Source organism: Shewanella sp. MEBiC00475, assembly GCF_005234075.1.
GTDB classification, from domain to species: Bacteria; Pseudomonadota; Gammaproteobacteria; order Enterobacterales; family Shewanellaceae; genus Shewanella; species Shewanella polaris.
On record NZ_CP039928.1, the window covers coordinates 1,864,750 to 1,891,634 of the forward strand.

23 protein-coding genes and 1 pseudogene are annotated in these 26,885 nt (G+C 41.8%); 14 read left to right on the plus strand and 10 right to left on the minus strand.

Annotated features, from left to right (window positions below):
• Entirely contained in the window at nt 1-1,101 is a 1,101-nt protein-coding gene (menC, locus tag FCN25_RS08215) for an o-succinylbenzoate synthase (RefSeq protein WP_137223686.1), read from the plus strand.
• Nucleotides 1,098-2,570: an o-succinylbenzoate--CoA ligase gene (menE, locus tag FCN25_RS08220; RefSeq protein WP_137223687.1), complete on the plus strand. Its 1,473-nt coding sequence runs from the start codon at nt 1,098-1,100 to the stop codon at nt 2,568-2,570. Before menC ends, menE begins: the two co-directional genes overlap by 4 nt.
• Before the next feature lie 155 nt (nt 2,571-2,725).
• On the opposite strand, the gene rpoH is transcribed toward menE, so the two are convergent.
• The 4 genes from rpoH to ftsY form a co-directional block, all read right to left on the minus strand.
• Nucleotides 2,726-3,583, minus strand: a complete 858-nt coding sequence (rpoH, locus tag FCN25_RS08225; RefSeq protein ID WP_137223689.1) for an RNA polymerase sigma factor RpoH — start codon at nt 3,581-3,583, stop codon at nt 2,726-2,728.
• Nucleotides 3,584-3,813: 230 nt separating this feature from the next.
• Entirely contained in the window at nt 3,814-4,779 is a 966-nt protein-coding gene (gene ftsX, locus FCN25_RS08230) for a permease-like cell division protein FtsX (protein ID WP_137223691.1), read from the minus strand.
• Nucleotides 4,776-5,465, minus strand: a complete 690-nt coding sequence (gene ftsE / locus FCN25_RS08235; RefSeq protein ID WP_137223693.1) for a cell division ATP-binding protein FtsE — start codon at nt 5,463-5,465, stop codon at nt 4,776-4,778. The genes ftsX and ftsE overlap by 4 nt, the downstream gene beginning before the upstream one ends.
• A gap of 3 nt (nt 5,466-5,468) precedes the next feature.
• On the minus strand, nt 5,469-7,058 hold the full coding sequence (gene ftsY, locus FCN25_RS08240; RefSeq protein ID WP_137223695.1) for a signal recognition particle-docking protein FtsY: 1,590 nt from the start codon (nt 7,056-7,058) through the stop codon (nt 5,469-5,471).
• A gap of 180 nt (nt 7,059-7,238) precedes the next feature.
• Here ftsY and rsmD point away from each other — a divergent pair, with 180 nt between their 5' ends.
• Both rsmD and FCN25_RS08250 read left to right on the plus strand, forming a co-directional pair.
• The gene (gene rsmD / locus FCN25_RS08245) at nt 7,239-7,853 is read left to right on the plus strand and encodes a 16S rRNA (guanine(966)-N(2))-methyltransferase RsmD (protein ID WP_137223697.1); all 615 of its coding nucleotides are present in this window, start codon (nt 7,239-7,241) and stop codon (nt 7,851-7,853) included.
• 6 nt (nt 7,854-7,859) lie between these two features.
• Complete coding sequence (locus tag FCN25_RS08250; RefSeq protein ID WP_175405841.1) at nt 7,860-8,129, plus strand: DUF1145 domain-containing protein; 270 nt, start codon at nt 7,860-7,862, stop codon at nt 8,127-8,129.
• Between the two features lie 132 nt (nt 8,130-8,261).
• On the opposite strand, the gene FCN25_RS08255 is transcribed toward FCN25_RS08250, so the two are convergent.
• Nucleotides 8,262-8,825 carry a NapC/NirT family cytochrome c gene (locus FCN25_RS08255; protein ID WP_137223701.1) on the minus strand — a complete coding sequence of 188 codons (564 nt, stop codon included), beginning with the start codon at nt 8,823-8,825 and terminating at the stop codon, nt 8,262-8,264.
• A gap of 712 nt (nt 8,826-9,537) precedes the next feature.
• Between FCN25_RS08255 and FCN25_RS08260 the strand changes: the two genes are divergently transcribed.
• From FCN25_RS08260 to FCN25_RS08275, 4 genes are all read left to right on the plus strand, one after another.
• Nucleotides 9,538-9,987 carry a hypothetical protein gene (locus FCN25_RS08260; RefSeq protein ID WP_137223703.1) on the plus strand — a complete coding sequence of 150 codons (450 nt, stop codon included), beginning with the start codon at nt 9,538-9,540 and terminating at the stop codon, nt 9,985-9,987.
• 92 nt (nt 9,988-10,079) lie between these two features.
• Nucleotides 10,080-10,388, plus strand: a complete 309-nt coding sequence (locus FCN25_RS08265; RefSeq protein WP_175405842.1) for a heavy metal-binding domain-containing protein — start codon at nt 10,080-10,082, stop codon at nt 10,386-10,388.
• A gap of 107 nt (nt 10,389-10,495) precedes the next feature.
• On the plus strand, nt 10,496-12,004 hold the full coding sequence (locus FCN25_RS08270; protein ID WP_137223705.1) for an efflux RND transporter periplasmic adaptor subunit: 1,509 nt from the start codon (nt 10,496-10,498) through the stop codon (nt 12,002-12,004).
• A gap of 11 nt (nt 12,005-12,015) precedes the next feature.
• The gene (locus FCN25_RS08275) at nt 12,016-15,150 is read left to right on the plus strand and encodes an efflux RND transporter permease subunit (protein ID WP_137223707.1); all 3,135 of its coding nucleotides are present in this window, start codon (nt 12,016-12,018) and stop codon (nt 15,148-15,150) included.
• A gap of 98 nt (nt 15,151-15,248) precedes the next feature.
• Here the strand turns inward: FCN25_RS08275 and FCN25_RS08280 are convergent, their stop codons facing one another.
• The 5 genes and pseudogenes from FCN25_RS08280 to plsB all read right to left on the minus strand — a co-directional run bounded on the left by FCN25_RS08280 (nt 15,249) and on the right by plsB (nt 20,481).
• Nucleotides 15,249-15,524 carry a hypothetical protein gene (locus FCN25_RS08280; RefSeq protein ID WP_137223709.1) on the minus strand — a complete coding sequence of 92 codons (276 nt, stop codon included), beginning with the start codon at nt 15,522-15,524 and terminating at the stop codon, nt 15,249-15,251.
• The gene (locus FCN25_RS08285) at nt 15,512-15,784 is read right to left on the minus strand and encodes a hypothetical protein (protein ID WP_137223711.1); all 273 of its coding nucleotides are present in this window, start codon (nt 15,782-15,784) and stop codon (nt 15,512-15,514) included. Before FCN25_RS08285 ends, FCN25_RS08280 begins: the two co-directional genes overlap by 13 nt.
• 77 nt (nt 15,785-15,861) lie before the next feature.
• Nucleotides 15,862-16,640: pseudogene (locus tag FCN25_RS08290) on the minus strand (VOC family protein).
• A gap of 161 nt (nt 16,641-16,801) precedes the next feature.
• Nucleotides 16,802-18,058 (minus strand): tryptophan permease, encoded by a 1,257-nt coding sequence (gene mtr / locus FCN25_RS08295; RefSeq protein WP_137223713.1) that lies wholly within the window; start codon nt 18,056-18,058, stop codon nt 16,802-16,804.
• Between the two features lie 2 nt (nt 18,059-18,060).
• Nucleotides 18,061-20,481 (minus strand): glycerol-3-phosphate 1-O-acyltransferase PlsB, encoded by a 2,421-nt coding sequence (gene plsB, locus FCN25_RS08300; protein ID WP_137223716.1) that lies wholly within the window; start codon nt 20,479-20,481, stop codon nt 18,061-18,063.
• Nucleotides 20,482-20,744: 263 nt separating this feature from the next.
• Between plsB and lexA the strand changes: the two genes are divergently transcribed.
• From lexA to FCN25_RS08330, 6 genes are all read left to right on the plus strand, one after another.
• Complete coding sequence (lexA, locus tag FCN25_RS08305) at nt 20,745-21,359, plus strand: transcriptional repressor LexA (protein WP_137223718.1); 615 nt, start codon at nt 20,745-20,747, stop codon at nt 21,357-21,359.
• The gene (locus FCN25_RS08310; RefSeq protein WP_137223720.1) at nt 21,356-21,862 is read left to right on the plus strand and encodes a cell division inhibitor SulA; all 507 of its coding nucleotides are present in this window, start codon (nt 21,356-21,358) and stop codon (nt 21,860-21,862) included. The genes lexA and FCN25_RS08310 overlap by 4 nt, the downstream gene beginning before the upstream one ends.
• Before the next feature lie 393 nt (nt 21,863-22,255).
• On the plus strand, nt 22,256-23,842 hold the full coding sequence (gene coxB / locus FCN25_RS08315) for a cytochrome c oxidase subunit II (RefSeq protein WP_137223722.1): 1,587 nt from the start codon (nt 22,256-22,258) through the stop codon (nt 23,840-23,842).
• Nucleotides 23,843-23,851: 9 nt separating this feature from the next.
• Nucleotides 23,852-25,444, plus strand: a complete 1,593-nt coding sequence (gene ctaD / locus FCN25_RS08320; protein WP_137223724.1) for a cytochrome c oxidase subunit I — start codon at nt 23,852-23,854, stop codon at nt 25,442-25,444.
• Between the two features lies 1 nt (nt 25,445).
• Nucleotides 25,446-26,009, plus strand: a complete 564-nt coding sequence (locus tag FCN25_RS08325) for a cytochrome c oxidase assembly protein (RefSeq protein ID WP_137223726.1) — start codon at nt 25,446-25,448, stop codon at nt 26,007-26,009.
• Nucleotides 26,006-26,881 (plus strand): cytochrome c oxidase subunit 3, encoded by an 876-nt coding sequence (locus FCN25_RS08330; protein WP_137223728.1) that lies wholly within the window; start codon nt 26,006-26,008, stop codon nt 26,879-26,881. The genes FCN25_RS08325 and FCN25_RS08330 overlap by 4 nt, the downstream gene beginning before the upstream one ends.
• The last annotated feature ends 4 nt before the right edge of the window (nt 26,882-26,885 follow it).

Below are 26,885 nucleotides of genomic sequence, written 5' to 3' on the forward strand. Positions count from 1 at the left end.
ATGCCACCTTCAGACGAGTTAACAATAACAAGTTGTACGATTTATCAATATCACATTGATCTCAATCCTAGCTTACCTGTGGGGATACAACGGATTGATTCTCGAAAAGGTTTAGTGCTCTACATCCAACTCAATAACCATCAAACAGCTTGGGCTGAAATCGCGCCACTGTCAGGCTTAGATATTGATAACCAAGCAATAACCGGGTTTAGCCAAGAATCCCTTGATGAGGTGCAATCACAACTGCAACAATTATTAGCCTCTTTTATCGATCAACCCTTGGCGATATTAAATGATATTGCGAAACAAACGCAGTTACCCTCGCTAGCATTTTCCTTAAGCTTATTAGATGCAAAATTGACCCAAACATTGCCAGTTCGGATTGAAAATCCGCGGATTCAATCTGCTGTGGTGCCGTTGCTTTACGATGGTATGTCAACACAAGTCGTCAACCAAAAACTACTGACACAAGGCAGCATCAACAGCGTTAAAATAAAAGTGGCGCAGACCAGCATAGCAAGCGAGATCCAATTTATTTATCAGGTACTAGCTATCGCTCCACAGGTCACATTACGTTTAGATGCCAATCGTGGTTTTAGTCTTGAGCAGGCCATCGACTTTTTAGCCTGTTTACCAAAAAACAAAATTGAATACATTGAAGAGCCTTGTATTAACCCTAGCGATAACCCCCAAATATTTCGCCAACTAGGGATTAAGTTCGCCTTAGATGAATCCTTAAACTCACCAAAATTTGATCTTAGCTTAGCCTTACTGCAACCCGGATTAGGGGCATTAATCATCAAGCCAATGTTATTGGGTTCGCTCGAAAAATTACAACATATGATTAACCTGGCTCATCTTGAAGGTGTCCGCTGTATATTAAGCTCAAGCTTAGAAGCTGATATGGGCATAAACGACTTACGCTTAGTTAGCCAAGCATTAACTCCAGATGAATCACCAGGCCTTGATACCTTAAGCGCCTTTAGTCAATCATTGCTGTCAGCAAGCTGCGGATTAACGCCGCAATTAAACCATAAAGTATTACGTCAACTGGTCCATATCGGTCAAATACGTGATTCAAACAAGGTAGATGAACAATGACGTCTCCTTTGCATCAAGCTGCGATAACTTATCCAGATGCGATTGCGATTCAAGTCGCCACCAACGACACCACAACGGGTGTCAGTTCGCTAAAACGCCCTGTTAACTGTACTCAAATAAATTACGCCCGCCTAAGTTGTTTAGTCCATCATCTAGTGCAACAATTGCAAGCTCAAGGCGTTAAACAGGGTGATATTGTCGCGTGTGTATCGCACAATAATATTGAAATGATTTGCCTTTATTGGGCATGCATAGATGCAGGCTGGATATTTTTACCTTTATCACCGCGATTTGCCGATTTACAGATTAATCAGCTTATCGAACGATTTTCACTGCAATGGCTCTGGACCGATACACCAAAGCGCAAAGCGACAATTGACCATGTAAATTGGCTAGATATTGATCTCGCTAAAAATGTGCCTCAACCAAGTAGCCATAGTGTTGAGATATCACCCTATCAAGCTTCAAATATTATTCTCACTTCTGGTTCAAGTGGCACGCCTAAAGCTGCGGTACATTGTTTAATGAACCATGTGAGCAGTGCCAAAGGATCTGCAACCTTTATTGCTTTAGCAGCATCTGACGCTTGGCTATTATCATTGCCACTGTTTCATATTGGTGGTCTAGCCATTATTCATCGTTGTACACTCGCGGGTGCATGTATTGTACTGCGAAACCCGCAACAATCTTTGGCAGAGCAGCTCACTAACAGTCACATTACCCACGTATCATTAGTGCCAACCCAAGCAATACAGATACTGCAACAGTACCCCGCTGCCTTAGCCAATATAAGCGCGTTATTACTCGGTGGCGGAGTGATAGAACCGGCACTTATTGAGACATTACAACGCCAACATATTAATGCTTTTACCAGCTATGGTATGACAGAAATGAGCTCGCAAATTACCACAGCAAAGGCCAATTTATCAGGCCATCATGGTAAACCTTTGCCTTCAAGACAACTGACCTTGAAAGAAGGTGCTATTTGGGTAAAAGGAGATTGCTTATTTTTAGGTTATTTAACCGAGCAAGGATTAACATTACCGTTAGATGAACATGGGTGGTTTTGCACGAATGATAAAGGAAAGTTAGATACAGATGGCCAGCTCAGTATTTTAGGCCGCATGGATAACATGTTTATTTGTGGCGGTGAAAACATTCACCCTGAACAACTTGAAGCCGTTTTACTAACCCACCCTAATGTCACCCAAGCCATTGTGTTTGCAGTAGCCGATCCTATATTTGGTTACTTACCCGCTGCTATTATTGATTATGGTGTAAATTCTACTGAAACTTTGGATATTGAAAAAATTAATGGTCAGCTATGTAAGTTGGTAGAATCGGCTCTGGCACGCTTTAAACGACCAAGACAGTTTTTTACTTGGCCAAAAAATGTTGCCTATAGTGGCTTAAAAGTCCCAAGAAAAAGCATTATTGCATCGATTCAAGCCCAAATAAGTACCTCATAAACAGTACAATAAATTGGGTTATTATCTTCTACGATTTAGGCTAGTTTGAGTTGGATTATAATGAAGCAGTTTAGATTGGATTAATCTCAGATATTAGTTATAAAAAAACCTGCCGTAGCAGGTTTTAATCTCTCTAAATCGAATACGGTAGAGTGTTACTCCATACAAGATTTAAGCTTGTTCATGGCATTCTTTTCTAGCTGTCTAATTCGCTCAGCTGAGACTTCATAAGTCGATGCGAGCTCCTGCAAAGTCACTTTAGTATCATCTAACCAACGCGCACGTAATATATGCTGGCTACGTTCGTCTAACGTTTTGATTGCTGATAATAAACGTGTTTGAGAATCGGCTTCCCAATCGGCGTGTTCAACTTGATCTGCCACATCAGAAGAATGATCTTCTAAATATAATGCTGGGGCAAAATCATGGTGATCATCGTCGCTGTCATTGGTTAAATCGAAAGCAGGATCTTGGGCTGCCATTCGAGATTCCATTTCGGTTACATCTGCTTTCGATACCCCTAGGTTTTCAGCCACCATGGTCACTTCAGCGTCGCTGAACCAACCTAAACGCTTTTTAGACTTACGGATATTAAAGAATAATTTACGTTGTGCTTTGGTGGTAGCCACTTTCACGATACGCCAGTTTTTCAACACGTATTCATGAATTTCTGCCTTAATCCAATGCACTGCAAAAGACACAAGACGAACACCGACATTAGGATCAAAGCGTTTAACCGCTTTCATCAAACCAATGTTACCTTCTTGAATAAGATCTGCCTGCGGTAAACCGTATCCAGAATAACCTTTCGCCACATGTACAACAAAACGAAGATGCGACATAATTAATTGCTTTGCAGCTTGTAGATCACCATTTTCTTGTAAACGCTTGGCGATGTCATACTCAGTATCGGCGTCCAACATATTGATGCTGGTCACTGACTGGATATACGCTTCTAAACTGCTTGCATTATGCGGAACAGCTAGAGCCATTGATTGCGTTTGATAAGTCATTCGCTCTCCTACTACATTCAAAAAAATTATTTCAGTTAACTCAGTACGATAAGTAACCTTGTTAGGTTCACAACACTACAAGGTTCACTTGAATTAGCTGAAGAACTATCAACTATATGACATCATATGTCAAATAAGGTTCTATTTAACTAACATTTTTACCGCATACAAACAACAAAGCAAGTGAACAAACGTTCATTTTGCATCACCCGTTAATTATACACCTGCAATTATGACGGTTCAATGTTACGCAAGTGCTGGCGCACAGATAAATATGAGCCAAACCAACCTAAAAATGATGCCAGCATTACTAATTTAATCAGCTCCGAAAATGATAAACCCTTTATGGTCAATTCACTGCCATATAACCCCAACAACTCAGCTAAGGCACTGTCGAGATACCAGACTAAGATATTAATAATAAGCCAAGCCAAAATACCGCCAATGACACCGTACCAAATCCCGGTGTACAAAAACGGCCGCTGAATAAATGCTTCTGTCGCACCGACCAACTTCATGACTTCAATTTCTGTTCGGCGGTTCATAATCGCTAAGCGAATAGTATTGCCAATGACTAACACCACAGCTAGAACTAGCAAAGCGGCAATCGCGAGTACGGTTTTTTCAAGTAATTTAAGTAATGCTTGCAGACGTTCTAACCATTCAATATCTAAACGGCCAAAGTTGACTTCGGGTTCGCGTTCTAACTTTACTAATAATTCACGAGCACCAGTTGGACTCGAATATTTAACCGAAGGGGTTACGGTAACCACTGCAGGTAATGGGTTCTCATCTAAGTATGACAGCGCCTCACCAAAACCAGATAAGCGCTGAAACTCCTCTAATGCTTGATCGCGACTGATGTAAGTGACCGATTCAACTTCACGAAATGTTTTAATACGCGACAATAAACTTTGGATAGATTGTTCACTGCGACCTTTATTAATAAATAATGAAATTTCAGCGGCACTGTTCCAAGATTGAGTAATATTTTCGGCATTTTTAACAAGCACCTGCAATGCAGCCGGTAAACTTAAACTCACCCCTAAAACAGCCATGGTCATGACCGATGAAACGGGACTACGCCAAAGTTCGCCCATACTTGACATGCCTTGCTGCACATGACGAATAAAAAACATCACAATGCGGCCACTTAACGGTAATTTACTTTGAGTAATATTCGGTTTTTTACTCATCGTATATTCTCCCCTGCAGGCGCAGTGCTTTCGCTGCCGAGCATACGTCCTTGACGAAGGGTAAAAGTGCGATATTTCATTCGTGCAATTAGGCCTAAATCATGGGTGGCAATAAGCACGCTGGTACCTGAGTCATTAAAGGCTTCAAATAAACGTAAAATATCCATCGATAATTTAGGGTCTAAGTTACCTGTTGGTTCATCAGCCAGTAATAGCGGTGGTTTATTCACAATGGCACGGGCAATCCCGACTCGCTGTTGCTCTCCACCAGATAGCATTATTGGCAAATGACGCTCTTTGCCATATAAACCCACCATATCAAGCGCACCCGCCACCCGTTTACGAATTTCGCCATGGGTGAACCCTTCAATCACTAACGGTAGGGCTACATTGTCGAATACTGTTTTATCCATCAGCAAATGGTGGTTTTGGAAGATCACTCCAATATTGCGACGCAAATAAGGCACATGTTTTCGCCCTACGTTGGCAAGGTTATGTCCATTAATGGAAACCTTACCTGCCGTGGCACGTTCAATCACAGTAATGAGTTTGAGCAAGGTACTTTTACCCGCACCAGAATGGCCGGTTAAAAAGGCCATTTCACCTTGTCGGAGGTGAAAATTAACATCCATGAGGGCCTTTTGGCCTCCTGCATAGATTTTACTGACCTGCTCAAATTGGATCATAAATTATTGGTCCGTTTTATCCTGGCTAAATAATGCTTCAATAAAGTCATTAGCGTTAAAAGTACGCAAATCATCAATTTGCTCCCCAACACCGATATGACGAATAGGAATAGTAAACTTGTCGGCAATCGCAAAAATCACTCCACCTTTAGCGGTACCGTCTAACTTACTAATGGTAATACCTGTGACACCTACAGCCTCTTGGAATAGTTGAGCTTGGCTAATAGCATTCTGACCCGTGCTGGCATCTAAGGTTAGCATGACTTCATGGGGGGAATCTGGGTCGAGCTTTTTCATCACTCGCACGACTTTCTTCAACTCTTCCATTAAGTGGCTTTTGTTTTGTAAACGTCCCGCCGTATCAGCAATTAATACGTCGACCTTGCGTGCTTTAGCCGCTTGCAAGGCATCGAATATAACTGAAGCACTGTCTGCGCCAGTATGCTGCGCGACGACTGGAATATTATTGCGTTGGCCCCATACTTGTAACTGTTCTACAGCTGCCGCGCGGAACGTATCTCCAGCGGCTAACATGACAGATTTCCCTTGGCTTTGATACTGTTTAGCCAGCTTACCAATGGTCGTCGTTTTACCCACACCATTGACACCAACCATTAAAATGACAAATGGGCCATTTGCATTATCGGGAATCAAAGGTACAGCAACGGGGTCGAGCATTTTTTGCATTTCTTCACGCATTAAGTCATACAAGGCTTCAGCATTCTTAAGTTGTTTACGTGATGCATGTTCAGTGAGGCTTTTAATCAGTTTAGTGGTGGTTTCTACGCCCACATCGGCAATCAATAATTGTTCTTCGAGTTCTTCAAATAACTGATCATCAATTTTTTTACCACTGAATAAACCAATAAAACCTGAACCAATATTTTCACTGGTACGCATTAAACCGCGCTTTAACCGAGTGAACATGCCTTCTTTGTGTGGCTTAGCTTGAGGTTCATCTTGCAACTCTAAGTCAACAGACTCTATTGGTGTTTGTTGCTCGGCTAATTCTTGTGCAGCTAATTCCTGCGCGGCTAGTTGTTCTGACACCAGCTTTTCTGCAGCTAATGCGTCTAGTACTAATTGCTCTGCAGCAATACGCTCCGCTTCTAAACGAGCTTGTTCTTTACGTTCATGCTCTAATCGTTCAGCCTCTAAGCGGGCAGCTTGCTTTTGTTGCTCCGCTTGTTCGGCTGCGATACGTTCGGCTTCAAGGCGTGCTAATTCAGCAATTTTAGTTTGTTGCTCTATTGCTAACTGTTCTGCTGCTAACTGCTCTGCTGCCAGCTTTTCAGCGGCTAATACTTCTGCAGCTAATTTTTCTGCATCAATACGAGCTTGCTGCGCGCGTTCTGTATCAATACGCTCTTGTTCAATACGAACAGCATCTAGACGAGCCACTTCTTCTGCTTGTGTCTGCGCTAATTGTTCAGCCGCTAGCTTGTCAGTATTGACTTGTTCGGCTGCAACTTGCTCTGCTTGCGAATTTTCAGCTGCATGCTCTGTGGTGACATCAACATCATGGAGTTGTTCTTCAACTTCAGGGACGGGCTTATCTTTACGAAACCAAGAGAAAAAACCTTTCTTTGCCATATTTGTTACCAGTATTTATATGCTTAAAATTCAGATGACGCCGTTTGTTGCATCTCTAACCAGTAAAATGATGAATACTCACATTTAATCACAAGTTTGATATAAAATAACGACAGTTCAGATTGTGGCATAGTCTACCACTTTCTTTTTTCTTTGTTCAGGCAAAATGACGAGGGTGAGATGGCTAAAAAAAACACCAGTAGTGGTCAGGTGCGAATTATTTCAGGTCAATGGCGTTCTCGTAAACTGCCAATCCATGATCTCGAAGGCCTGCGACCAACCACCGATCGCGTTCGCGAGACCTTATTTAATTGGCTTGCTAACGATATTCGTGGTGCCAGAGTACTCGATTGCTATGCTGGCAGTGGTGCATTAGGCCTCGAAGCATTATCTCGTTATGCTAATTTTGCCACCATGATTGAGCTGCAAAAAAACGCGGCTAATCAGCTAAAACAAAATCTCGCCACACTGCAATGCCAAAATGCAGAGGTTGTAAATGCAGATAGTTTGCAAATGCTTGCTAAAGGCACAGCTACAGGTTTTGATATTGTGTTTATCGATCCTCCCTTTCATAAAGACTTGGCAGGTAAAACGGTTGAATTATTAATGACTCATCAGTGGTTAAACAATGATGCTCTTATTTATGTTGAAACCGAGTCAACATTAGCCTCATTCCAAGTACCCGCTACTTGGATTGCACTAAAAGAAAAACAAGCAGGACAAGTCCGTTATCGACTCTATCAATACCAACCAGACATCCTTGGACAATCTGCAGACGAATCTGTAGACGAATAAATGCCCATGTCTATCGATGATATTACCCTAATGGGAAAAGCGGCCACATTATCAATGTGGTGTGTAGTGGCTTATGGTTTATGTGTCTTTAGTCCAGAAGTGTCTGAAACCCTCAATTTGCTTGCAAGTATTACTGCGGTTATGCATATTTTAATGGCATTACTGACAGGTATCTTCTTGTCCCATAAAAATAAAAAAATCACAGATTACGGTGCAATTTTATTATTTGGGCTCTTTGCGATACTAGATCAATACCATAGCCAGAATGCTGATTAAAAGAATCTACAACGCCTACAATAAATCTATGATCCGATCTTCCCTCTAAATTAGAAGGCACTTATTAGTTGAGAAATTGGCATAAAAAAACCTCGTTAATATAACGAGGTTTTTATTTATCTAATTAACGCATTACTTTTTAGGGTAAGGATGCGCGACACCTTTATGACAATCGACACAAGTCTTTCTCTTTTCTGGTGCTTTCTTGAAATTCATGGTGTGCATTCTTACAGCCATTTTCTTCATCGTATCAGGTTGATCTTCATAAATACGAGTATGACAATGCTGACAGTTAGCTGAATCATTGCTGCGGAAATATTTTAACGCTAAATCCGCTTGTTCTTTACGATTTTCATCTAACCATTCTTGAGTCATAAAGCCATCAATGGTCATCAAACCAATAATATCTTTAGAAACAATGATTTTCTTCATTAGATATGCAAATGGGCCATGTGGTAAGTGACAATCTTGACATTGCACTGTAACACCAGCTCTACCACCGCCATGAGCTGATTCCATGACTTCTTTTCTTAACGAATGGTCACGGTGACATGTCATACAAAAAGCATCACTACTTGTTGCATGCAAAGTTTGTTGAGTTGCGAAATAACCTACGACACCCACAACTACACCCACAACAATAAGTGCAATAATTGAGTACTTCGCGCTTGGTTTAAATAGTGCACGCCAGTTCATTGTTCAATCTCCGTAATAGCAAAATGGAATTCTTAATATTTATATTGTTAGTTTAAGATTTTTTATAGTTAGAAAATTGATTCTAGTCGCTATTCTGATAATTGCTTGTCAAAAAATTATTGAAAATGAGAGGTGGATCGCTATTTTACTGATATTACAAAAAGAAAAGGACCGATTAATTTCTAGAAGATTTATTTGAACCCTACTTCTCTGATCAAAAGAGAAGATGGACCAAGCTGTTTTTTGGTATAAAGACATGCAGAATTGATTGATAAATGTCTGTTCAAATACAAAAATATACGGTTTAACATCTCCGACATCTTACTTGCCATCTTTTTACCACCAAGGCTCATAGAGTTGCTTATACTGCACTCAATAAGTCGCTCTTTTAATACTGTCTACATTAATGGGAAAATTCTCACTTTATGATGACCTTTAACGTTAACGAATTCAGGTGGGTAGCATTTTTAAATAGAGTAGGCGTTCTTTGTTTAAACGATTTGTTGAAATATAAATAATATCAACCAAGGTCCAGCAAAAACTCACTGGCTTTGGTGTTAGACTTATCTACATTAATGAAATGGAATGTGCATCACACGATTGATAACATAAAAAAGTTATTATCATCTGGGTTAACAAAATTATTTGAAAGATGTTTACTGATGTAAAGGTCTGTTAAGCTATCTACACACCACAAATTAGTTAAGGTTAAATGAAAGCAAAACTGTCAAATTATTGGATCATCACTATCACTTTGTTCGCACTTGTCGGACAGGGGTTATTGACTAATGACAGTTTAATGGTACCGATGGCCAATGCCCAAATGACCCAACTAACAATGTCTACTCAAACAGATGACGCAACTGACACCACGGTATCAATGTCACACAAGGCGATGATAAATTGCCACGATAATGTCTCGAATATTGTTAATAATATTGATGAATCAGTGACCTCATCACTTCCCAAAGCCAGTTGTTGTAATGGTTCAGGCTTTTGCAGTATTGATTGTAATCACTGTTTGACCATTTCTCTGGTAGCTAACCTTATCGATATTCAATTGCCGATAACCAACATCCCGCTTTTTTCGGCACCCATTACTATGGTTGTTAATCGAGTATCAATCGCCTTCCCACCAGCTTTTCGCCCTCCTATCGCTTAATTCAATTGATCATTATTGTGCCTTGAGCACATTCAACATTATTGTTTTTAGCGTTTATCATCATAACTTTCATGATGAATACCGAGGTCTCTATGAAAAAATTTACATTATCTAGTGTGCTATCAGGCGCGTTTGTCGGCATTATCCTCCCATTGGTTCTATCATCACCAATCGCTTATGCCGTCGAGCACGACCATGCCCAACATCAGTCACAAGCCAGTAAAACCTACACTTGTCCAATGCATCCTGAAGTGATTAGTGATAAAGAGGGCCGTTGCCCCATCTGTAATATGTTTTTGGTTGTCAAAGATGAGCAACAAGAGTCCGCCACTAAAGACACTATGCATCCAATGGTTAACATGCAAAGTGATATTCCAGTAGAAAAAAACCTAGCAGATTAAGTTCAATTGATCGCTATTGCGTGTTGAACATATCCAATATTATTATTTTTTAGCGTTTATTCATCATGACGATCGTCAGTATTGTCATGATGAATATCGAGGGTTTTATGAAAAAATTTCCACTCTCTAGCATGCTACTGGGCGCATTTGTTGGGATAACCATCCCAGTTGCTCTGACATCACCTGCCGTTTATGCTGCTGAGCACGACCATGCCCAGCATCTGTCACAAGCCAGTAAAACCTATACTTGCCCAATGCACCCTGAAGTTATCAGTGATAAAGAGGGAACGTGTCCCATCTGTAATATGTTTCTCGTCGTCAAAGAGGAGGAAGAAGAGTCCACCGTTGACGACACTCAACATCAAATGCCAAACATGCAAAATACGACCCCTGTAGAAAAAAGCCAAGCCGATAAGGTATTTAGTCAATCTAAACCGGCATTGCTGCCTACGGCAAATCAGGACGATAGCACCAATGTAAAATATGTCTGTCCAATGCATCCTCATGTGGTGTCCGATGTCCCTGGCACATGCCCAATCTGTGGTATGAACCTTGAGAAAGTCACCGTTGTTGATGCAAGCCAAGAAATTGTTGTTGGCGTTTCTGGCGGTATGCAACAAGCATTAGGCATGCGCAGTCATATCGTTGAAAAATCGAACTTATCTCGTCAAGTGAACACCATAGGTACAGTGCAATATAACGAAAATACTATTGGCCATGTGCATACCCGAGCAACCGGATGGATAGAAACGCTCATGGTGCATAATGTTGGTCAAAAGATAAAAAAGGGCCAATTGTTATATGAGCTTTACTCGCCTGAATTGGTCAATGCCCAAGACGATTACTCTCAAGCACAAGATTACCTTAAACAAGATAAAAAACGAGGCAGTAGTTTATTACTTAAAGCACGTAAGCGCTTAGCGTTACTGGGTGTTGATAATAAGGTGATTGACCGTTTAGAAAAAACCGGTGAAACCATTTTTAAAGTGCCTTTTTATGCTCCGCAAGATGGTTTTATCAGTAAGCTTACAATTCGTCCTGGTATGTATATTCAGCCAGGGGATACCCTATTTGAAATCGTTAATTTAGACAGCATTTGGGTTATTGCTGATGTATTTGAAAACGAGCAAAGTTGGCTGCAACAAGGTCGTAAAGTCACTGTGAGTGCGGCGGCTCAAGGGCTGTTTGATATTGATTCAACGATTGACTATATCTACCCCGAATTAGACCCCGTTACCCGAGCAATGCGAGTACGGATTAAGCTTAATAATCTTAATGACAAACTCAAACCGGGTAGCTTGGTTGATGTAACCTTATTTGGATTGCCTAAGAATAACGTGCTCACGGTACCGACCGAAGCGCTTATTCTCACCGGTCGCGAGAATCGTGTTGTAGTACAGCGTAGTGATACTAGCTTTGCTTCCGTACCAGTAAAAATTGGTATCATGTCGGGCGGTAAAGCTGAGATTTTAGAGGGGCTCAATGAACATGACAAAGTCGTCATATCAGGACAGTTTTTACTGGACTCTGAAGCCAGCATTCAAGGTAGTTTACAAAGGTTAAGCAATAACACTTCAACCAGTAAAAACGCCACAACCGATGCTCACCAGCACTAAGGAGCACGGTAATGTTAGCAAAAATAATTAGTGCCTCGATAAAACAACGTGTGATGGTATTAGTCTTCACCGTCGTTATCGCATTAGTGGGTTATCAAGCCATGCGCACGACACCGCTCGATGCGCTGCCGGACTTATCAGATGTGCAAGTCATTGTTAAAACGTCATACCCAGGTCAAGCACCACAATTAGTTGAAGATCAAATTACCTATCCGTTGTCATCAGCCATGCTTGCCGTGCCAGGAGCTAAAACGGTGCGTGGCTTTTCGATGTTTGGCGATTCGTTTGTATACGTCATTTTTGAAGATGGCACCGATATTTATTGGGCTCGCTCACGAGTTTTAGAATATTTATCGCAAACCCAAGATCAACTGCCAGCAGGTGTCACACCAAGTATTGGCCCAGATGCATCTGGTGTGGGTTGGATTTTCCAATACGCCTTAGTTGATCGTAACGGACAGTATGATTTAGCCCAATTGCGTTCGTTACAAGATTGGTTTTTAAAGCTCGAATTACAAAGTGTTGCTGGTGTATCAGAAGTTGCCACTGTTGGCGGTATGGAACAAACATATCAAGTGGTTGTCGACCCGCATAAGTTGGCTCTGTACCAAATAGATTTAATGACCATTAAAAATGCTTTAGATAATTCCAATAGCTCGACTGGTGGTTCAGTCATTGAAATGGCCGAAGCTGAATATATGATCACCTCAAGTGGTTATCGTCAAACCATTGCCGATTTTGCTGAAATTCCATTGGGTATTTTATCTGAAACTGGCACCCCAGTATTAATGAAAGATGTAGCCCAACTAAGAACCGGACCAGCGGCCCGTCGTGGTATTGCCGAACTGAATGGTGAAGGTGAAGTCGTCGGCGGCATTGTAGTGATGCGTTATGGCGAGAATGCACTTGAAACCATTAATAATGTTAAGCAAAAACTCAAGCAAATTAGTAATGGACTGCCTGATGGAGTTGAATTAGTCACCACTTATGACCGTTCAGACTTAATCTTACGCTCAGTCGATAATCTTACCCATAAAGTGCTAGAGGAAATGCTGGTTGTCGGGCTCATTTGCTTATTATTTTTACTGCATGCTCGCTCAACATTAGTTGCTATTATCACTTTACCTATTTCGATTTTGATCAGTTTTATCGCCATGAATCTCATTGGTGTCAATGCTAATATTATGAGCCTAGGGGGCATTGCCATTGCCATTGGTGCAGTGGTTGATGCGTCGATTGTGATGGTTGAAAATACCCATAAGCATTTAGAACATTATCGCCACAAGCACGGTAAGGCTCCCGAGGGGGAAGACCATTGGCAACTTGTAAAAGAAGCCTCTATTGAAGTCGGCCCAGCATTATTCTTCAGTTTATTGATCATTACCTTGAGCTTTACGCCGGTATTTGCCCTTGAAGCACAAGAAGGGCGTTTGTTCCACCCGCTAGCCTTTACCAAAACCTTCACAATGGCGGCATCGGCAATCTTAGCGATTACCTTAATCCCGGTATTAATGGGTTATTTTGTCCGCGGAAAAATCCCTGATGAACGTAAAAACCCCATCAGCCGAGTACTAATAGCAATGTATCAGCCATCACTAAAGTGGGTACTTAATTTTCCTAAAATCACCATAGGATTAGCCATCATTGTGTTGTTCAGTGCTTACTATCCATTAAGCCAAATGGGATCGGAATTTATGCCCACCTTAGAAGAAGGTGATCTGCTTTATATGCCGACAACGTTACCTAGCGTCAGTGCTGGCAAAGCAGCGGAGATATTGCAACAAACAGACCGTTTGATAAAAACCGTTCCAGAAGTTAAGCGGGTATTTGGTAAGGTCGGTCGCGCAATTACCGCTACAGACCCTGCACCGCTAACGATGCTCGAAACTACCATTATGCTCAAACCGAATACTGAATGGCGTGAAGGCGTAACCTTAGAAAGCATTATTGCAGAACTGCAAAAAACCGTGCGTATTCCAGGAATGACCAATGCCTGGGTGCAACCGATTAAAACCCGCATCGATATGCTATCCACAGGTGTTAGAACGCCTGTTGGCATAAAGATATCGGGTTCAAATGTTGAGGAACTACAACGCATCGGTGCTGAAATAGAAGCGGTTGTGAGCCAATTACCCGGCACGGCCTCAGCGTTTTCACAGCGCAGTAGCGGCGGACGGTATATTGATATAACACCCGATCTTAAAAATGCCGCACGTTATGGCATGACCTTAAAAGACATCCAAGATGTAGTCAAAATGGCGATTGGCGGCATGACTATTGGTGAGTCGATTCAAGGTCAAGAACGCTATCCAATCAATATACGTTACCCGCGAGAGCTACGTGACAACATTGAGAAACTCAGAAATTTACCTGTGATGACCAAAACGGGCAAGTACTTACCCTTAAGTTATTTAGCAGACTTAAACATTAGTGATGGCGCCCCTATGCTGGCCAGTGAAAATGGTCGCCTTATCTCGTGGGTGTTTGTCGATCTGAAAGATATTTCAATTGGTGAATACATCGTCGCAGCAGAAAAGGCTCTCAAGCAACAGATTTCCCTTCCGCCACGCTATAGCTATAGTTTTGCTGGACAGTATGAGTACATGCAACGAGTTGATGCAAAAATGGAAATGGTGATCCCATTAATGCTTGCAGTAATTTTTATGCTGCTGATGATGACATTTAGCTCAGTAACCCAAGCATCTGTGATCATGTTAAGTTTGCCCTTTTCATTGGTTGGTAGTGCGTGGTTGCTTTACGGGCTGGACTTTAATTTTTCAGTTGCGGTATCGGTCGGCATGATTGCATTAGCAGGGGTTGCGGCTGAGTTTGGCGTGGTGATGCAAGTGTACCTTAATAATAGTATTAAGGCCTATAAACAAGCCGATAACTACCACAGTAAAGCGGATTTAACAGCAGCATTAATTGAAGGAGCTGTAATGCGAATTCGCCCTAAAGCCATGACAGTCGCGACCATATTTTTTGGTTTACTGCCTATCATGTGGGGCAGTGGTACGGGTAATGAGGTGATGCAAAAAATTGCTGCACCTATGGTGGGCGGTATGGTGACTGCGCCACTATTATCGCTATTTGTAATTCCAGCGATATATTTACTGATATATGGTCGTAAACTGCCTAAAAATTAAGACATTACGAATGACAACATCCCTAAGCTATTTAATAGGTTAGGGATGTTTGTTGTCGGGGTGGGCAGGATTACTTAATCTGAACTCGGGACAGGAAATTAATTATATTTAGTCTTGTTGCTAATTGACTCATTAAGTCGATCCACTTCATCTTGTTTCTTTTTACGACACGCCACAATATCGTCAGGATGCCCATATTTGCATGGATCGCTGGTTAAAATTGCCCTAGGGACATTCAGTATCATGTAATCTGTGTCATTTTTATTGTCATCTGCATTACCACTATTACCAAGACGATATGCTTGAGTACCACTACAAGCTGTTAACAGCGTTAAACCAAACAATAGTATTAATTGAGCCATCAGTTTTTGCATTGTTGAATTATTCCTTGTTTTTCGCGTGCAAGATTTATCATTCTGAATATTCCCCACGCCATAATAACCCCTCCAACAATCAACATAATATTAATAATCATTGTGTTAGATAATATAGGTAAAAAGCCTTGGTCAAATCCGGCAAATATTCCGTAAAGCCCTAGGCCAAACAGTAATGTACCGGGAAAATCGATAATGGCCACTATCAGCATACTGCGATTAATTCGTGCTAATGCGGCTTGAGTTGTTTCTTGGGTCATAGACTCATCCTTTAAAGCCACTCACTATGACATGACTTGTTGCTTCAAATTCAAATTCTGACCTTTATTACCCGTGATTATGTTGTCGGATCCAATAACGTAATAATTGAGAAAAATCCGCCTTGTGGATCATTAAGAACAGAGAAACGACCTACATCAGGAATATCGGTCGCAGGCACACAGACAGTAGCCCCTAGACTTTGGGCTTTTGCAACTGAAGCATCGCAATCGTCGACAGCAAAATAATTCATCCAATGCGCAGGAGCATCGCCCCATTCGTCGGTCATTTCTAACATGCCACCAATAGCTTGCTCGCCGACATACCATTGTGTGTATTCAAACTCAGCCATGTCAGCTAGCTTGGTTTGGTAGCCTAATACATGGCTATAAAACTGTTTCGCTGCAGCGGTATTTCGACATGCTAACTCAACCCAACATAATGTATTGGCCTCTTGTGCCCGCTTGATACCAATGTGATCTTGTCCTTGCCACAATGCAAAACGGCAGCCTTCTGGATCGCTGCACAATGCCATAAGACCCGCATCACCAACAGAATGAGGGCCAGCTAATACTTCACCGCCACCTTGCTTAACTAACTCAGCTGACACATTGACATCGTCGACAGCAAAATAGATTGTCCAGTGGGTCGGTAAATCCTGCATATTCTCTGGCATGGGGTACATTGCACCAATATCATCACCGTTAATTTGCAACATGGTGTAATGCCCTTCTGGCATAGGCGTATCATCGGCCCCCAGCCAAATAATCCTTGGTAAAATGCTTTACCCGCTGCCCAATCGTGGGTTGCTAGTTCAAGCCAACATGGTTGTCCTTGTTGATATTGTTGTACTTTCATTGTGTTAATCCTTATAAAAATGACAACCTAAAATGCAGGCCAAAATAAAATGGAAAGTGAATAATGATTTGCGCTAAGTTAAGTAGATATTCGCTAAAAAGCAAAAAGCCTTCATACGAAGGCTTTTTAATCATCTGTTAGTCTATTATCGTAATTAGCGACTACTTAAATACCGGTAAAATATCCGCCATAGCCAATAAATGACAAGTTGCTGTAATAACACCAAATAATATCACAACAACAATAAGAGGTGTTCCACCTGGTACTTTAAAGCCTTTTGAATTTGGGTGTTGCTGCCGAATTTTGTAAGCTAATAATGCAGGCACAATCACCGCCCACACGGTTGCAGCTAATGCAGCAAAACCAATAGCAATAATAAAACCATTAGGAAACAATAATCCCAAAATAGTCGGTGGTATAAAAGTAACCGCTGCAGTTTTAAAACGCCCCTTACGTGAGTCATCAAAACCAAATAAATCAGCAAGGTAATCGAATAAACCCAATGTCACACCTAAAAATGATGATGCCACAGCAAGATTGGCAAATAGGGATAACATGTTATCAAGCCAGTGACTGGTAATCACTCCCGACAACGCAGCGACTAACACACCAATATTACCGCCTTGTTCAATGATATTAGTAAACTGGCTCCGAGGAATATTCCCCATTGTAGCCACTAACCAACACACATAAATAACCAATGCGATACTGGTGCCAACAATAATAGCCTTCACGATAGTTCGGGCATCTTTACCGTAATACTTTACTAGGCTAGGTACGTTACCGTGATAACCAAAACTCGCTAAGCCAAACGGAATTGCGGCAAGTAAATAAGGTAAATACCGCGACTCGCCATCGGGAGATGTTAGCTTTATCGGATCGATGTCGATTAATAAATTACCGATAGCCAAAAAGAAAGTAATGACCATACCACCGAGCATAATCGTTGTGATCCGATCGACCGCTTTGGTGCTGATAAACACCACAAGAGCCAAGACGACTGCAAATACCAAACCAGCCACACTCTGGGGTAAACTTACGCCAAGAGCAGATAAACTGTGATTAACAATCGACCCACCACCACTAATATATGCATAAGTTAAAATATACAACACAAAGGCAATTGATAAGCCGTTAACCACTCGCCAAAACTGCCCTAGAGTCACTCTAGTTAAGGTGTCAAAACTGTCGCCCGGTTCAAAATGCAGATTGGCTTCTAGTAACAGCAATCCCGACATCAACATGCAAAACCATACGCCTAGTAACATCGCTATTGAATAACCAAACCACATCCCGGCTCCAACTACGGGTAACGAAAACATTCCTGCACCAACCGTTGTTCCGGCAATAATCATCGCCCCGCCCAGTACAGATTTACCGCCGACACGATGCTTAGCTCCATTCATATGGTTAGCCATTATTATCCGTGCTCCGTTTGCACACTATCAACAATGGTTTGCCTTACTGAAGATCCTAGTAATTTATTAACATTATCTCTTATTCTGATTACTTCAGAACGATGTTCGTCACTGCTTAAATAACCCAATTCCTTCAGTTTCACACTCAAGGTGTTATACAGCTTTTTATCATAAAACTCTGGAGCAGTAATGCCATGTAATGCGCCTAATCTCTTGGCTAATAAATGACTATCGGTTTCAAGTTCTGAACGTTCCAGATCAGGCTTGATCGCCAGTAAATTGAAGATAATGGCATATCGCTGCAAGGTTTCATTTATGGTTTCAGCAAGAAGCAACACTTGCGTGATATGACGAGGTGTGATGACAAAATCATCTTCACCACTCAATAAACCTTGTTCAACCATAAATTCTAAAATGCTATCTATATGCGCAGGTACATCATCAATGCCCATAAAGAGCTCGGCTTTAAGTAACGGATATAAATCCATAACAACCGCATGGATGCGTTTACGATCGCATACATCATAGTGAGCCAAACAGCTGGCAATTAATGAAGGAAGCGCCATAAGGTGAATAATGTTATTACGATAGTAACTCATAGTAATAGCAATTTTCTCATCGACCGAAATAATTTCGCCAATAGGATCTTTGCTACTAACAAACTTATCTAACGACAAGCAATGATCAACAATCGATTTACCATTACCTTCTGCTACAGATGTGAAATCGGTATATGGCACGGTGTTAAGTAAGGCTAAATACAAATCAAGCTGACGTTCTAACTGGCCTCTTTCCAACGCATTTTGCTCTGATGCCAATAACACCAAACTGGTCAATGCCACCGAACTGGCGGCGGCTGCACCATTAATATTAGTCATCACGCGGTTAGCTAATGAATTAACCGATGGCGTAAACCACGACGGTTTTTGATCGGGATCTTTTGCAAGCTCAGCACGCCATTCCGGTGCCTGCTGATTTAAGAAGTGCTGTAGATTAATGGGTTCACCAAAATTGACATAACCTCGGCCAAAATTACCTAATCGACTAATTGCCCCAAATACCTGCCACACAGATTCTTTTTTCTTTTTCTTACCACTTAATTCTTTATGATAAGTAGCCACTTCCATAACATGGTCATACCCTAAATACACAGGTACTAAAGTCACTGGACGCTCTATCCCACGTAACACACTGTTAATAGTCATGGCCAACATACCCGTTTTAGGCGCCAGCAAGCGTCCGGTACGCGAACGACCACCTTCAGTGAAATATTCGACGGAATAACCCTTAGCAAACAACTGATCTAAATATTCACGAAAGACTGCTGTATACAGTTTATTGCCATTAAAACTACGGCGGATAAAGAATGCCCCACCACGACGGAACATCGGTCCTGCAGGCCAGAAATTAAGGTTAATACCCGCGGCAATATGTGGAGGAACCATGCCCTGGTAATACAAAATATACGACAGTAATAAGTAATCCATATGACTGCGATGACAAGGCACATAAACAATCTCATGGCCATCATGATGTAACTGTCTTACCTGTTCGGCACCTTTAATATTAATGCCACTGTATAATTTATTCCATAACCAAGTCAGAAAGCGTTCAGCTATGCGCACTAAGCTATCGGAATAATGAGCAGCAATTTCGTCAAGATATTCAATAGCAGTTTCGCGAGCTTTCTCCACCGAGACTTTTTTGCTTGTCGATTCTTCTTCTATCGCCTTCTTGATAGACTCAGATTTTAGTAAAGAAGCAAACAATACGTTTCGATTAGGTAACTGTGGCCCTGTCATTACCTTGCGTTGGCGGCGAAAATGCACTCGTGCAACACGGGTTAACTTGTGAGCAATTCTTTTATCTGTACCGTGTTCATCGGCCATATAACGAAGCGATAATGCATTAGAGAACTGGACAAAATTATGTCGTCCTAAAAATAAAATCATTAACCATTTACGTAGCCATGTTGGATTTTCTCTTTCAAATACAGCCGCTTTCATGCTGTCATCTTCTTTCCCTGGGGTACGTCCCCAATAAAGACAAACAGGAACCAACTGAATATCTAATTCAGAGTTCTCACGATGAAGAGATAATAGACTGGTAAAATAATTAATGAATTTTTCACCACTTTCGCGTTTACCAAATAATGGTTTGCGCCCCTCTAAACAAACAACTCGAGGCACTTGCAAGCCATCAAGCTTTAATGGTTCATAAGGACTAGGCATACCAAAGCCCTCTGTGATTTCGCTCAAGGCGGCAATATCACTAATAGATTCCGTTTTCATCAAATAAACTAAAGGTTTAGTCGGATCTATATTGAGGTCATCAAAAGGATCATGTGGTACAACAATCGTTTGCACCATCCATTTTTGAATCCACTTTAATGTTCGTAAAAATATTGAATCAGGTTTTGACATGGTTATTTTCGCAACATAAGCCACTATAATATTGTTGCATAGGATACCAGAAACAACCCCGCTTACACTATCTGGCTTATTTATCTTTACATTTTGGATTTCTTTAGAAGTCACACCCCAAAGTTAAAATATAAAATAACGTTTTATAACAGTAAGTTAAATCAATTTGTACAAACAAATAACAAAAAACAGTTGGTTAATACTTGCGCGAACAGAATCACTGTATATAATGACAGTCACTGTATAAAAAGACAGGAATTGTCATGAGACCGTTAACGCCGCGCCAAGCTGAAATATTAGACTTAATTAAAAACAATATCGCCGAAACAGGTATGCCACCCACTCGAGCTGAAATTGCGAATCGTCTTGGCTTTAAAAGTGCTAATGCCGCCGAAGAGCATTTAAAAGCATTAGCCAAAAAAGGCTTTATCGAGATCATTCCTGGTACCTCTAGAGGTATACGATTACCTCATGAAGAACAGATTGAAACCGGTCTACCACTCATTGGGCAAGTTGCTGCTGGGGAGCCTATTTTGGCCCAAGAACATGTGGAAAACTATTATCAAGTTGACCCCAATATGTTTAAACCTGCTGCGGATTTTTTATTGCGGGTTCGTGGTGACAGCATGAAAAATATCGGCATTTTAGAAGGCGACCTCCTCGCGGTACATAAAATGCAGCAAGCACGTAATGGCCAAGTTGTGGTGGCACGAATAGACGATGACGTCACCGTAAAACGATTTGAACAAAAAGGTAACGTCATTTATCTGCATGCAGAAAATGAAGATTACAACCCGATAAAAGTAGATTTAAGTTGCCAAAGCCTAACCATCGAAGGGCTTGCCGTTGGTGTTATCCGTAATGGAGATTGGTTATGAACAAACTAATGGGCATCGCCCCACGCCACCCTGGCTTATGGGTAGATTTATCAGACACAGAACTTCAGGGCAACCAAACCATTCAAACATTGCAAACGGTTACCCAAGGTGAAGCAGAGCTGAGTCAATTGTGTAGTCAACTAGCAACGTTAAGCCAACAAGGCCGCTGGATTGTACTCATTAGCCCACCTCACATTGGTTATAAACATATGCTGGCAAGTGCCGGAGTGAGAATGGATCGCATTTTACTGGTTCACACCAAAGATGAAGTCGAGACATTATGGGCCATGGAAAAAGCACTCACTAGTGGTACATCTAGTGCAGTAGTAACTTGGACAAGCTCACTTGATGCTCGCGATAGTCGCCGTTTGGAAATAGTAGCCAAAAGCGCACGTGCATTAGGGATCGTAATTGAAGATGTGAATACTCACTTACCTCACAAACATCAACTTGTTAGCCCGACCTTAGCAAATGGAACAAGTAATTTTTGCTCGTTTCACTAAGCACGAACCCTTAATAACCAAGCCCTGTATTGAATTCAGGGCTTTTTTTTCACCTTTTTCAGGCGATTAAGAAAAAAAGTGATCTTGATCAATCCTTAATCTACAAGTAATGTACTTAACAAGGATGAAACAATTTTTTATCTTTAATTTGACGTAAATGGCAGATTTAATAGTCATCGATGGGAAAACGTCAACACAAATTGATAAGTTCAGTCGTAGGTACAAGCGTGGTGCACAGCTAACAATAAAACCGTAGACCGTCTGTTTACAACCACCAAGGTACTTTGAGGTCATCAAACTTTTTTCGGGAACCGAAGAGTTTGCATAGAGCAGAGAATTACTGTGTGACTTTTCTTTGTAATTGCAATTTGCAATTAACAGAGGAGCAGTCTTGTGAAGCAATGGTTGTATTGTTTACTGGTTGTGTGTGTAGCACTTCCGCTTGGGGCAACAGCAATGCCCCTCAACATGACTCAAGGCGTGACAGATATCAGTGGTCAGGTTTATCACCTCCACATGACGATTCTTTATATCTGTTGTGCCATTGGGTTAGTGGTGTTTGGGATCATGATCTATTCAATGATTTACCACCGCAAATCAAAAGGCGCAGTCGCGGCCAATTTTCATGAAAGTACCAAAGTGGAAATTGCTTGGACCGTCATTCCTTTTATCATCTTAATCGCCATGGCTATTCCAGCCACCAAAACCTTAATTGCTATGGAAGATCCCAGCGATGCTGATCTCACCATTAAAATTACCGGGTCGCAGTGGAAATGGCATTACAGCTATTTTGATAAAGACATCGAATTTTACAGCTCATTATCTACCCCCAGAGAACAAATTGACGGTAGTGAGGCTAAAGGAGAACATTACCTCCTTGAAGTTGATAAACCACTAGTACTCCCCATTAACCAAAAAGTACGTTTTTTGATGACTTCTGATGATGTTATCCACTCATGGTGGGTGCCCGCTTTTGCCGTTAAAAAAGATGCTAATCCAGGCTTTATTAATGAAACTTGGACTCGTATTGATAAGCCCGGTATTTATCGCGGCCAATGTGCCGAATTATGCGGTAAAGACCATGGCTTTATGCCGATTGTAGTGCAAGCATTGTCGGAGGACGATTTTGATAATTGGTTAGTTGAACAAAAACAACTAGCAAGCAATGCCGCTGCTGCGGCGGCGGCATCAATGACCCAAACCCTGTCACTCGGAGATCTAACCTCACAAGGTGAACAAATCTATATTGCTAGGTGTGCTGCTTGTCACCAACCTAATGGTGCGGGTCTTCCTGGTGTATTCCCATCATTAATTGGCAGCCCTATCATAAAAGGCCCTGTTGAAGGCCATCTAAATATCGTCATAAACGGTAAACCAGGTACCGCAATGCAGGCCTTTGCAAAACAACTTAGCGCCCAAGAAATTGCAGCAGTGATTACCTTTGAACGTAATGCTTGGGGCAATAATAGCGGTGATCTTGTACAAGCTGCTGATATAGGAAAATTTTTAGGCAGTAACGAGGCAAAAACAGAAGCAAACAAAGCAGTTGCTGATGTCACAAGCACTATTGCAGCCACGACAACTGACATTACCGATGCGGTTACCGAGAAAGCCACTCAAGCTGTCGAAACCGTAGCAAAAGTTGCTCCAGCAGAAGATCTGCCCACGTTAACCTTGGAGCAATTAATGACCGAAGGTGAGCAGGTTTATGCCACGACTTGTGCTGCATGTCACCAAGCCACTGGCGCAGGTTTACCTAGCGCTTTCCCTTCACTTATTGGTAGCCCTGTTGTTAGCGGACCGGTTAGCGGACATATCGATATCGTTATGCACGGAAAACCAGGTACTGCAATGCAGGCATTTAGTAGTCAATTAAGCCCTCGAAAGATGGCGGCAGTGATTACATATGAGCGCAATGCGTGGGGCAATAATTCTGGCGAGGCGGTGCAACCTGCCGATGTCGCTAGCCATGGACAGTAAGGGAAAACAATGAGCACAACAACGCACGATACAATTGCAACCGCCCATGATGATCATCACGGCGCTCCAAAGGGGCTAATGCGCTGGCTACTCACCACTAACCATAAAGATATCGGATCTCTGTATTTATGGTTTAGTTTCATTATGTTTCTCACTGGCGGCGCAATGGCAATGGTCATTCGAGCTGAGTTATTTCAGCCTGGATTACAGCTAGTAGAACCTAACTTTTTTAATCAAATGACCACTGTTCATGGTCTCATTATGGTATTTGGTGCAGTAATGCCCGCTTTTACGGGCTTAGCTAACTGGCTAATACCTATGATGATTGGGGCACCAGACATGGCATTACCACGAATGAACAACTGGAGTTTTTGGATTTTACCTTTTGCCTTTGCCATGTTACTGGGTTCGTTATTTATGGAAGGCGGTGGACCTAACTTTGGTTGGACATTCTATGCCCCGCTCTCAACCACTTACAGCCCTGACAGTACCGCATTATTTGTATTTTCCATTCATATCATGGGCATAAGTTCAATAATGGGTGCAATTAATGTCATTGTCACCATTGTAAACTTACGTGCTCCAGGCATGACGTGGATGAAGTTACCCTTGTTTGTGTGGACTTGGTTAATTACCGCTTTCTTACTGATAGCAGTGATGCCGGTACTCGCGGGTGCGGTCACCATGGTATTAACCGATAAGTTTTTTGGTACCAGCTTTTTTGATGCTGCTGGAGGCGGTGATCCGGTAATGTTCCAGCATATCTTCTGGTTCTTCGGTCATCCTGAAGTTTACATTATGATTTTACCGTCATTTGGTATTATCTCCGCAATAGTGCCAACCTTTAGCCGTAAAAAGCTGTTTGGTTACTCTTCAATGGTTTACGCCACTGCCAGTATTGCCGTGTTGTCATTCTTAGTGTGGGCGCATCACATGTTCACGACTGGGATGCCGGTGTTCGCCGAACTATTCTTCATGTATTGCACCATGTTAATTGCCGTACCCACGGGGGTAAAAGTATTTAATTGGGTGGCAACCATGTGGCGCGGTTCAATGACATTTGAAACACCAATGCTGTTTGCTGTAGCGTTTATTATTCTGTTTACCATAGGTGGTTTTTCTGGCCTGATGCTGGCAATTACGCCTGCTGATTTCCAATACCACGACACCTATTTTGTAGTGGCTCATTTCCATTATGTGCTCGTCACTGGGGCAATATTTTCCATTATGGCAGCCGCTTATTATTGGTTGCCTAAATGGACTGGCCATATGTATGACGAAACGTTGGGGAAATGGCACTTTTGGTGCTCGGTAATATCCGTCAATGTATTGTTTTTCCCCATGCACTTTTTAGGTTTAGCGGGTATGCCACGTAGGATCCCTGACTACGCGGTACAGTTTGCCGATGTGAACCAAATTGTGTCTATTGGAGGTTTTGCATTTGGTTTGTCTCAGCTGATATTCCTCGCCGTTGTGCTCAAATGCATTAAAGGTGGAAAACCTGCTGGAGATAACCCCTGGGGAGCAGCCGAAGGCTTGGAATGGTCGATTGCCAGCCCTGCACCATATCACTCGTTTACCACTCCACCGGAGATTAAATGAGATGACACAGCCAACAAAATCAAATCGTAAGCTATTAATCATCCTGATTGCTGGGTCAATAGGTATGTTTGGATTTGGTTTTGCGCTGGTACCACTTTATGACGTGCTTTGCGATACATTGGGAATTAATGGCAAAACCCAAAATAGCGCCAGTAGTTATGAAGCGGTGGTGGTTGATAAAAACCGAACCGTAACCATTGAATTTGTCACTCAAGTTCAGTCTGGTATGCCATGGGAATTTAGTCCTAAAGTGAACAAAATAAGTGTGCATCCTGGTGAGCTAACTCATGCACAATTTTTGGTTAAAAATCTGTCGACACGTGACACCGTAGGCCAAGCAATCCCTTCGGTATCGCCAGGGCAAGGGGCGGCATACTTCAATAAAACGGAATGTTTTTGCTTTAATCAACAACCTTTGGCTGCAGCAGCAACAGCAGAACTACCATTGATTTTTTACGTGGATCCTGACTTACCAGCGTCCATTAACACATTGACTCTCTCTTATACCCTTTATGACATCACCGACAGACAGGCGACCGCCATAGAGCAAGGAGCATCAAAATGACGACAAAGTATCAAACTTATTATGTGCCAGCCCAAAGTGCTTGGCCAATAATCGGTGCTATAGGTTTATTTTTAATTGCGTTTGGCGCAGGAAATTATGTACAACAATTAACCACCGAAAAAACCTCTGGTGGTTACATTTTAATAACTGGTTTGGCCGTGATTATCTTTATGATTTTTGGCTGGTTTAAGACCGTTATTGATGAATCAATGGCTGGACTGTATTCACCGCAAATGGATCGTTCATTTAGGCAAGGAATGAGTTGGTTTATTTTTTCAGAGATTATGTTTTTTGGGGCATTTTTTGGCGCGCTATTTTACGCCCGCATGATTTCAGTACCTTGGCTTGGTGGCGCATCTAACAATGCCATGACCCATGAAGTGTTATGGCCTGCATTTGAGGCCATGTGGCCATTGGTGAAAACACCCGATGGTACTGCAACCGAAGCCATGCCATGGACGGGTTTGCCGTTAATTAACACCATTATTCTACTGACCTCGTCGGTTACCTTACACTTTGCTCATACCAACCTAGAAAAAGCCAACCGTAAGCCCTTAATAATCTGGTTAGCGTTGACGGTAATTTTAGGGGTTGCGTTTCTCTGTTTACAGGTTGAAGAATATAGCCATGCTTACCAAGAAATGGGGTTAACGCTCTCTTCTGGTGTCTACGGCAACACCTTCTTTCTGTTGACCGGTTTTCACGGCATGCACGTCACTATTGGTACCCTGTTTTTGATGATTTTATTACTCAGAATTGTGAAGGGTCACTTTACGCCCGATAAGCATTTCGCTTTTCAAGCTGGGAGTTGGTATTGGCACTTCGTTGATGTGGTGTGGTTATGCTTATTCATCTTTGTATATGTGTTGTAAATCA

What these genes read in the sequence shown, in the direction of transcription:
- FCN25_RS08255 (WP_137223701.1), bottom strand. Translation starts at nt 8,825, where the DNA reads ATGAACTGGCGTGCACTATTTAAACCAAGCGCGAAGTACTCAATTATT.
- mtr (WP_137223713.1), bottom strand. Translation starts at nt 18,058, where the DNA reads ATGGCTAACCATATGAATGGAGCTAAGCATCGTGTCGGCGGTAAATCT.
- rpoH (WP_137223689.1), bottom strand. Translation starts at nt 3,583, where the DNA reads ATGACTTATCAAACGCAATCAATGGCTCTAGCTGTTCCGCATAATGCA.
- menC (WP_137223686.1), top strand. Translation starts at nt 1, where the DNA reads ATGCCACCTTCAGACGAGTTAACAATAACAAGTTGTACGATTTATCAA.
- FCN25_RS08280 (WP_137223709.1), bottom strand. Translation starts at nt 15,524, where the DNA reads ATGCAAAAACTGATGGCTCAATTAATACTATTGTTTGGTTTAACGCTG.
- ctaD (WP_137223724.1), top strand. Translation starts at nt 23,852, where the DNA reads ATGAGCACAACAACGCACGATACAATTGCAACCGCCCATGATGATCAT.
- FCN25_RS08250 (WP_175405841.1), top strand. Translation starts at nt 7,860, where the DNA reads ATGTCTATCGATGATATTACCCTAATGGGAAAAGCGGCCACATTATCA.
- plsB (WP_137223716.1), bottom strand. Translation starts at nt 20,481, where the DNA reads ATGTCAAAACCTGATTCAATATTTTTACGAACATTAAAGTGGATTCAA.
- FCN25_RS08310 (WP_137223720.1), top strand. Translation starts at nt 21,356, where the DNA reads ATGAACAAACTAATGGGCATCGCCCCACGCCACCCTGGCTTATGGGTA.
- FCN25_RS08330 (WP_137223728.1), top strand. Translation starts at nt 26,006, where the DNA reads ATGACGACAAAGTATCAAACTTATTATGTGCCAGCCCAAAGTGCTTGG.
- FCN25_RS08275 (WP_137223707.1), top strand. Translation starts at nt 12,016, where the DNA reads ATGTTAGCAAAAATAATTAGTGCCTCGATAAAACAACGTGTGATGGTA.
- FCN25_RS08285 (WP_137223711.1), bottom strand. Translation starts at nt 15,784, where the DNA reads ATGACCCAAGAAACAACTCAAGCCGCATTAGCACGAATTAATCGCAGT.
- menE (WP_137223687.1), top strand. Translation starts at nt 1,098, where the DNA reads ATGACGTCTCCTTTGCATCAAGCTGCGATAACTTATCCAGATGCGATT.
- ftsY (WP_137223695.1), bottom strand. Translation starts at nt 7,058, where the DNA reads ATGGCAAAGAAAGGTTTTTTCTCTTGGTTTCGTAAAGATAAGCCCGTC.
- ftsE (WP_137223693.1), bottom strand. Translation starts at nt 5,465, where the DNA reads ATGATCCAATTTGAGCAGGTCAGTAAAATCTATGCAGGAGGCCAAAAG.
- FCN25_RS08325 (WP_137223726.1), top strand. Translation starts at nt 25,446, where the DNA reads ATGACACAGCCAACAAAATCAAATCGTAAGCTATTAATCATCCTGATT.
- FCN25_RS08260 (WP_137223703.1), top strand. Translation starts at nt 9,538, where the DNA reads ATGAAAGCAAAACTGTCAAATTATTGGATCATCACTATCACTTTGTTC.
- ftsX (WP_137223691.1), bottom strand. Translation starts at nt 4,779, where the DNA reads ATGAGTAAAAAACCGAATATTACTCAAAGTAAATTACCGTTAAGTGGC.
- FCN25_RS08270 (WP_137223705.1), top strand. Translation starts at nt 10,496, where the DNA reads ATGAAAAAATTTCCACTCTCTAGCATGCTACTGGGCGCATTTGTTGGG.
- lexA (WP_137223718.1), top strand. Translation starts at nt 20,745, where the DNA reads ATGAGACCGTTAACGCCGCGCCAAGCTGAAATATTAGACTTAATTAAA.
- rsmD (WP_137223697.1), top strand. Translation starts at nt 7,239, where the DNA reads ATGGCTAAAAAAAACACCAGTAGTGGTCAGGTGCGAATTATTTCAGGT.
- FCN25_RS08265 (WP_175405842.1), top strand. Translation starts at nt 10,080, where the DNA reads ATGAAAAAATTTACATTATCTAGTGTGCTATCAGGCGCGTTTGTCGGC.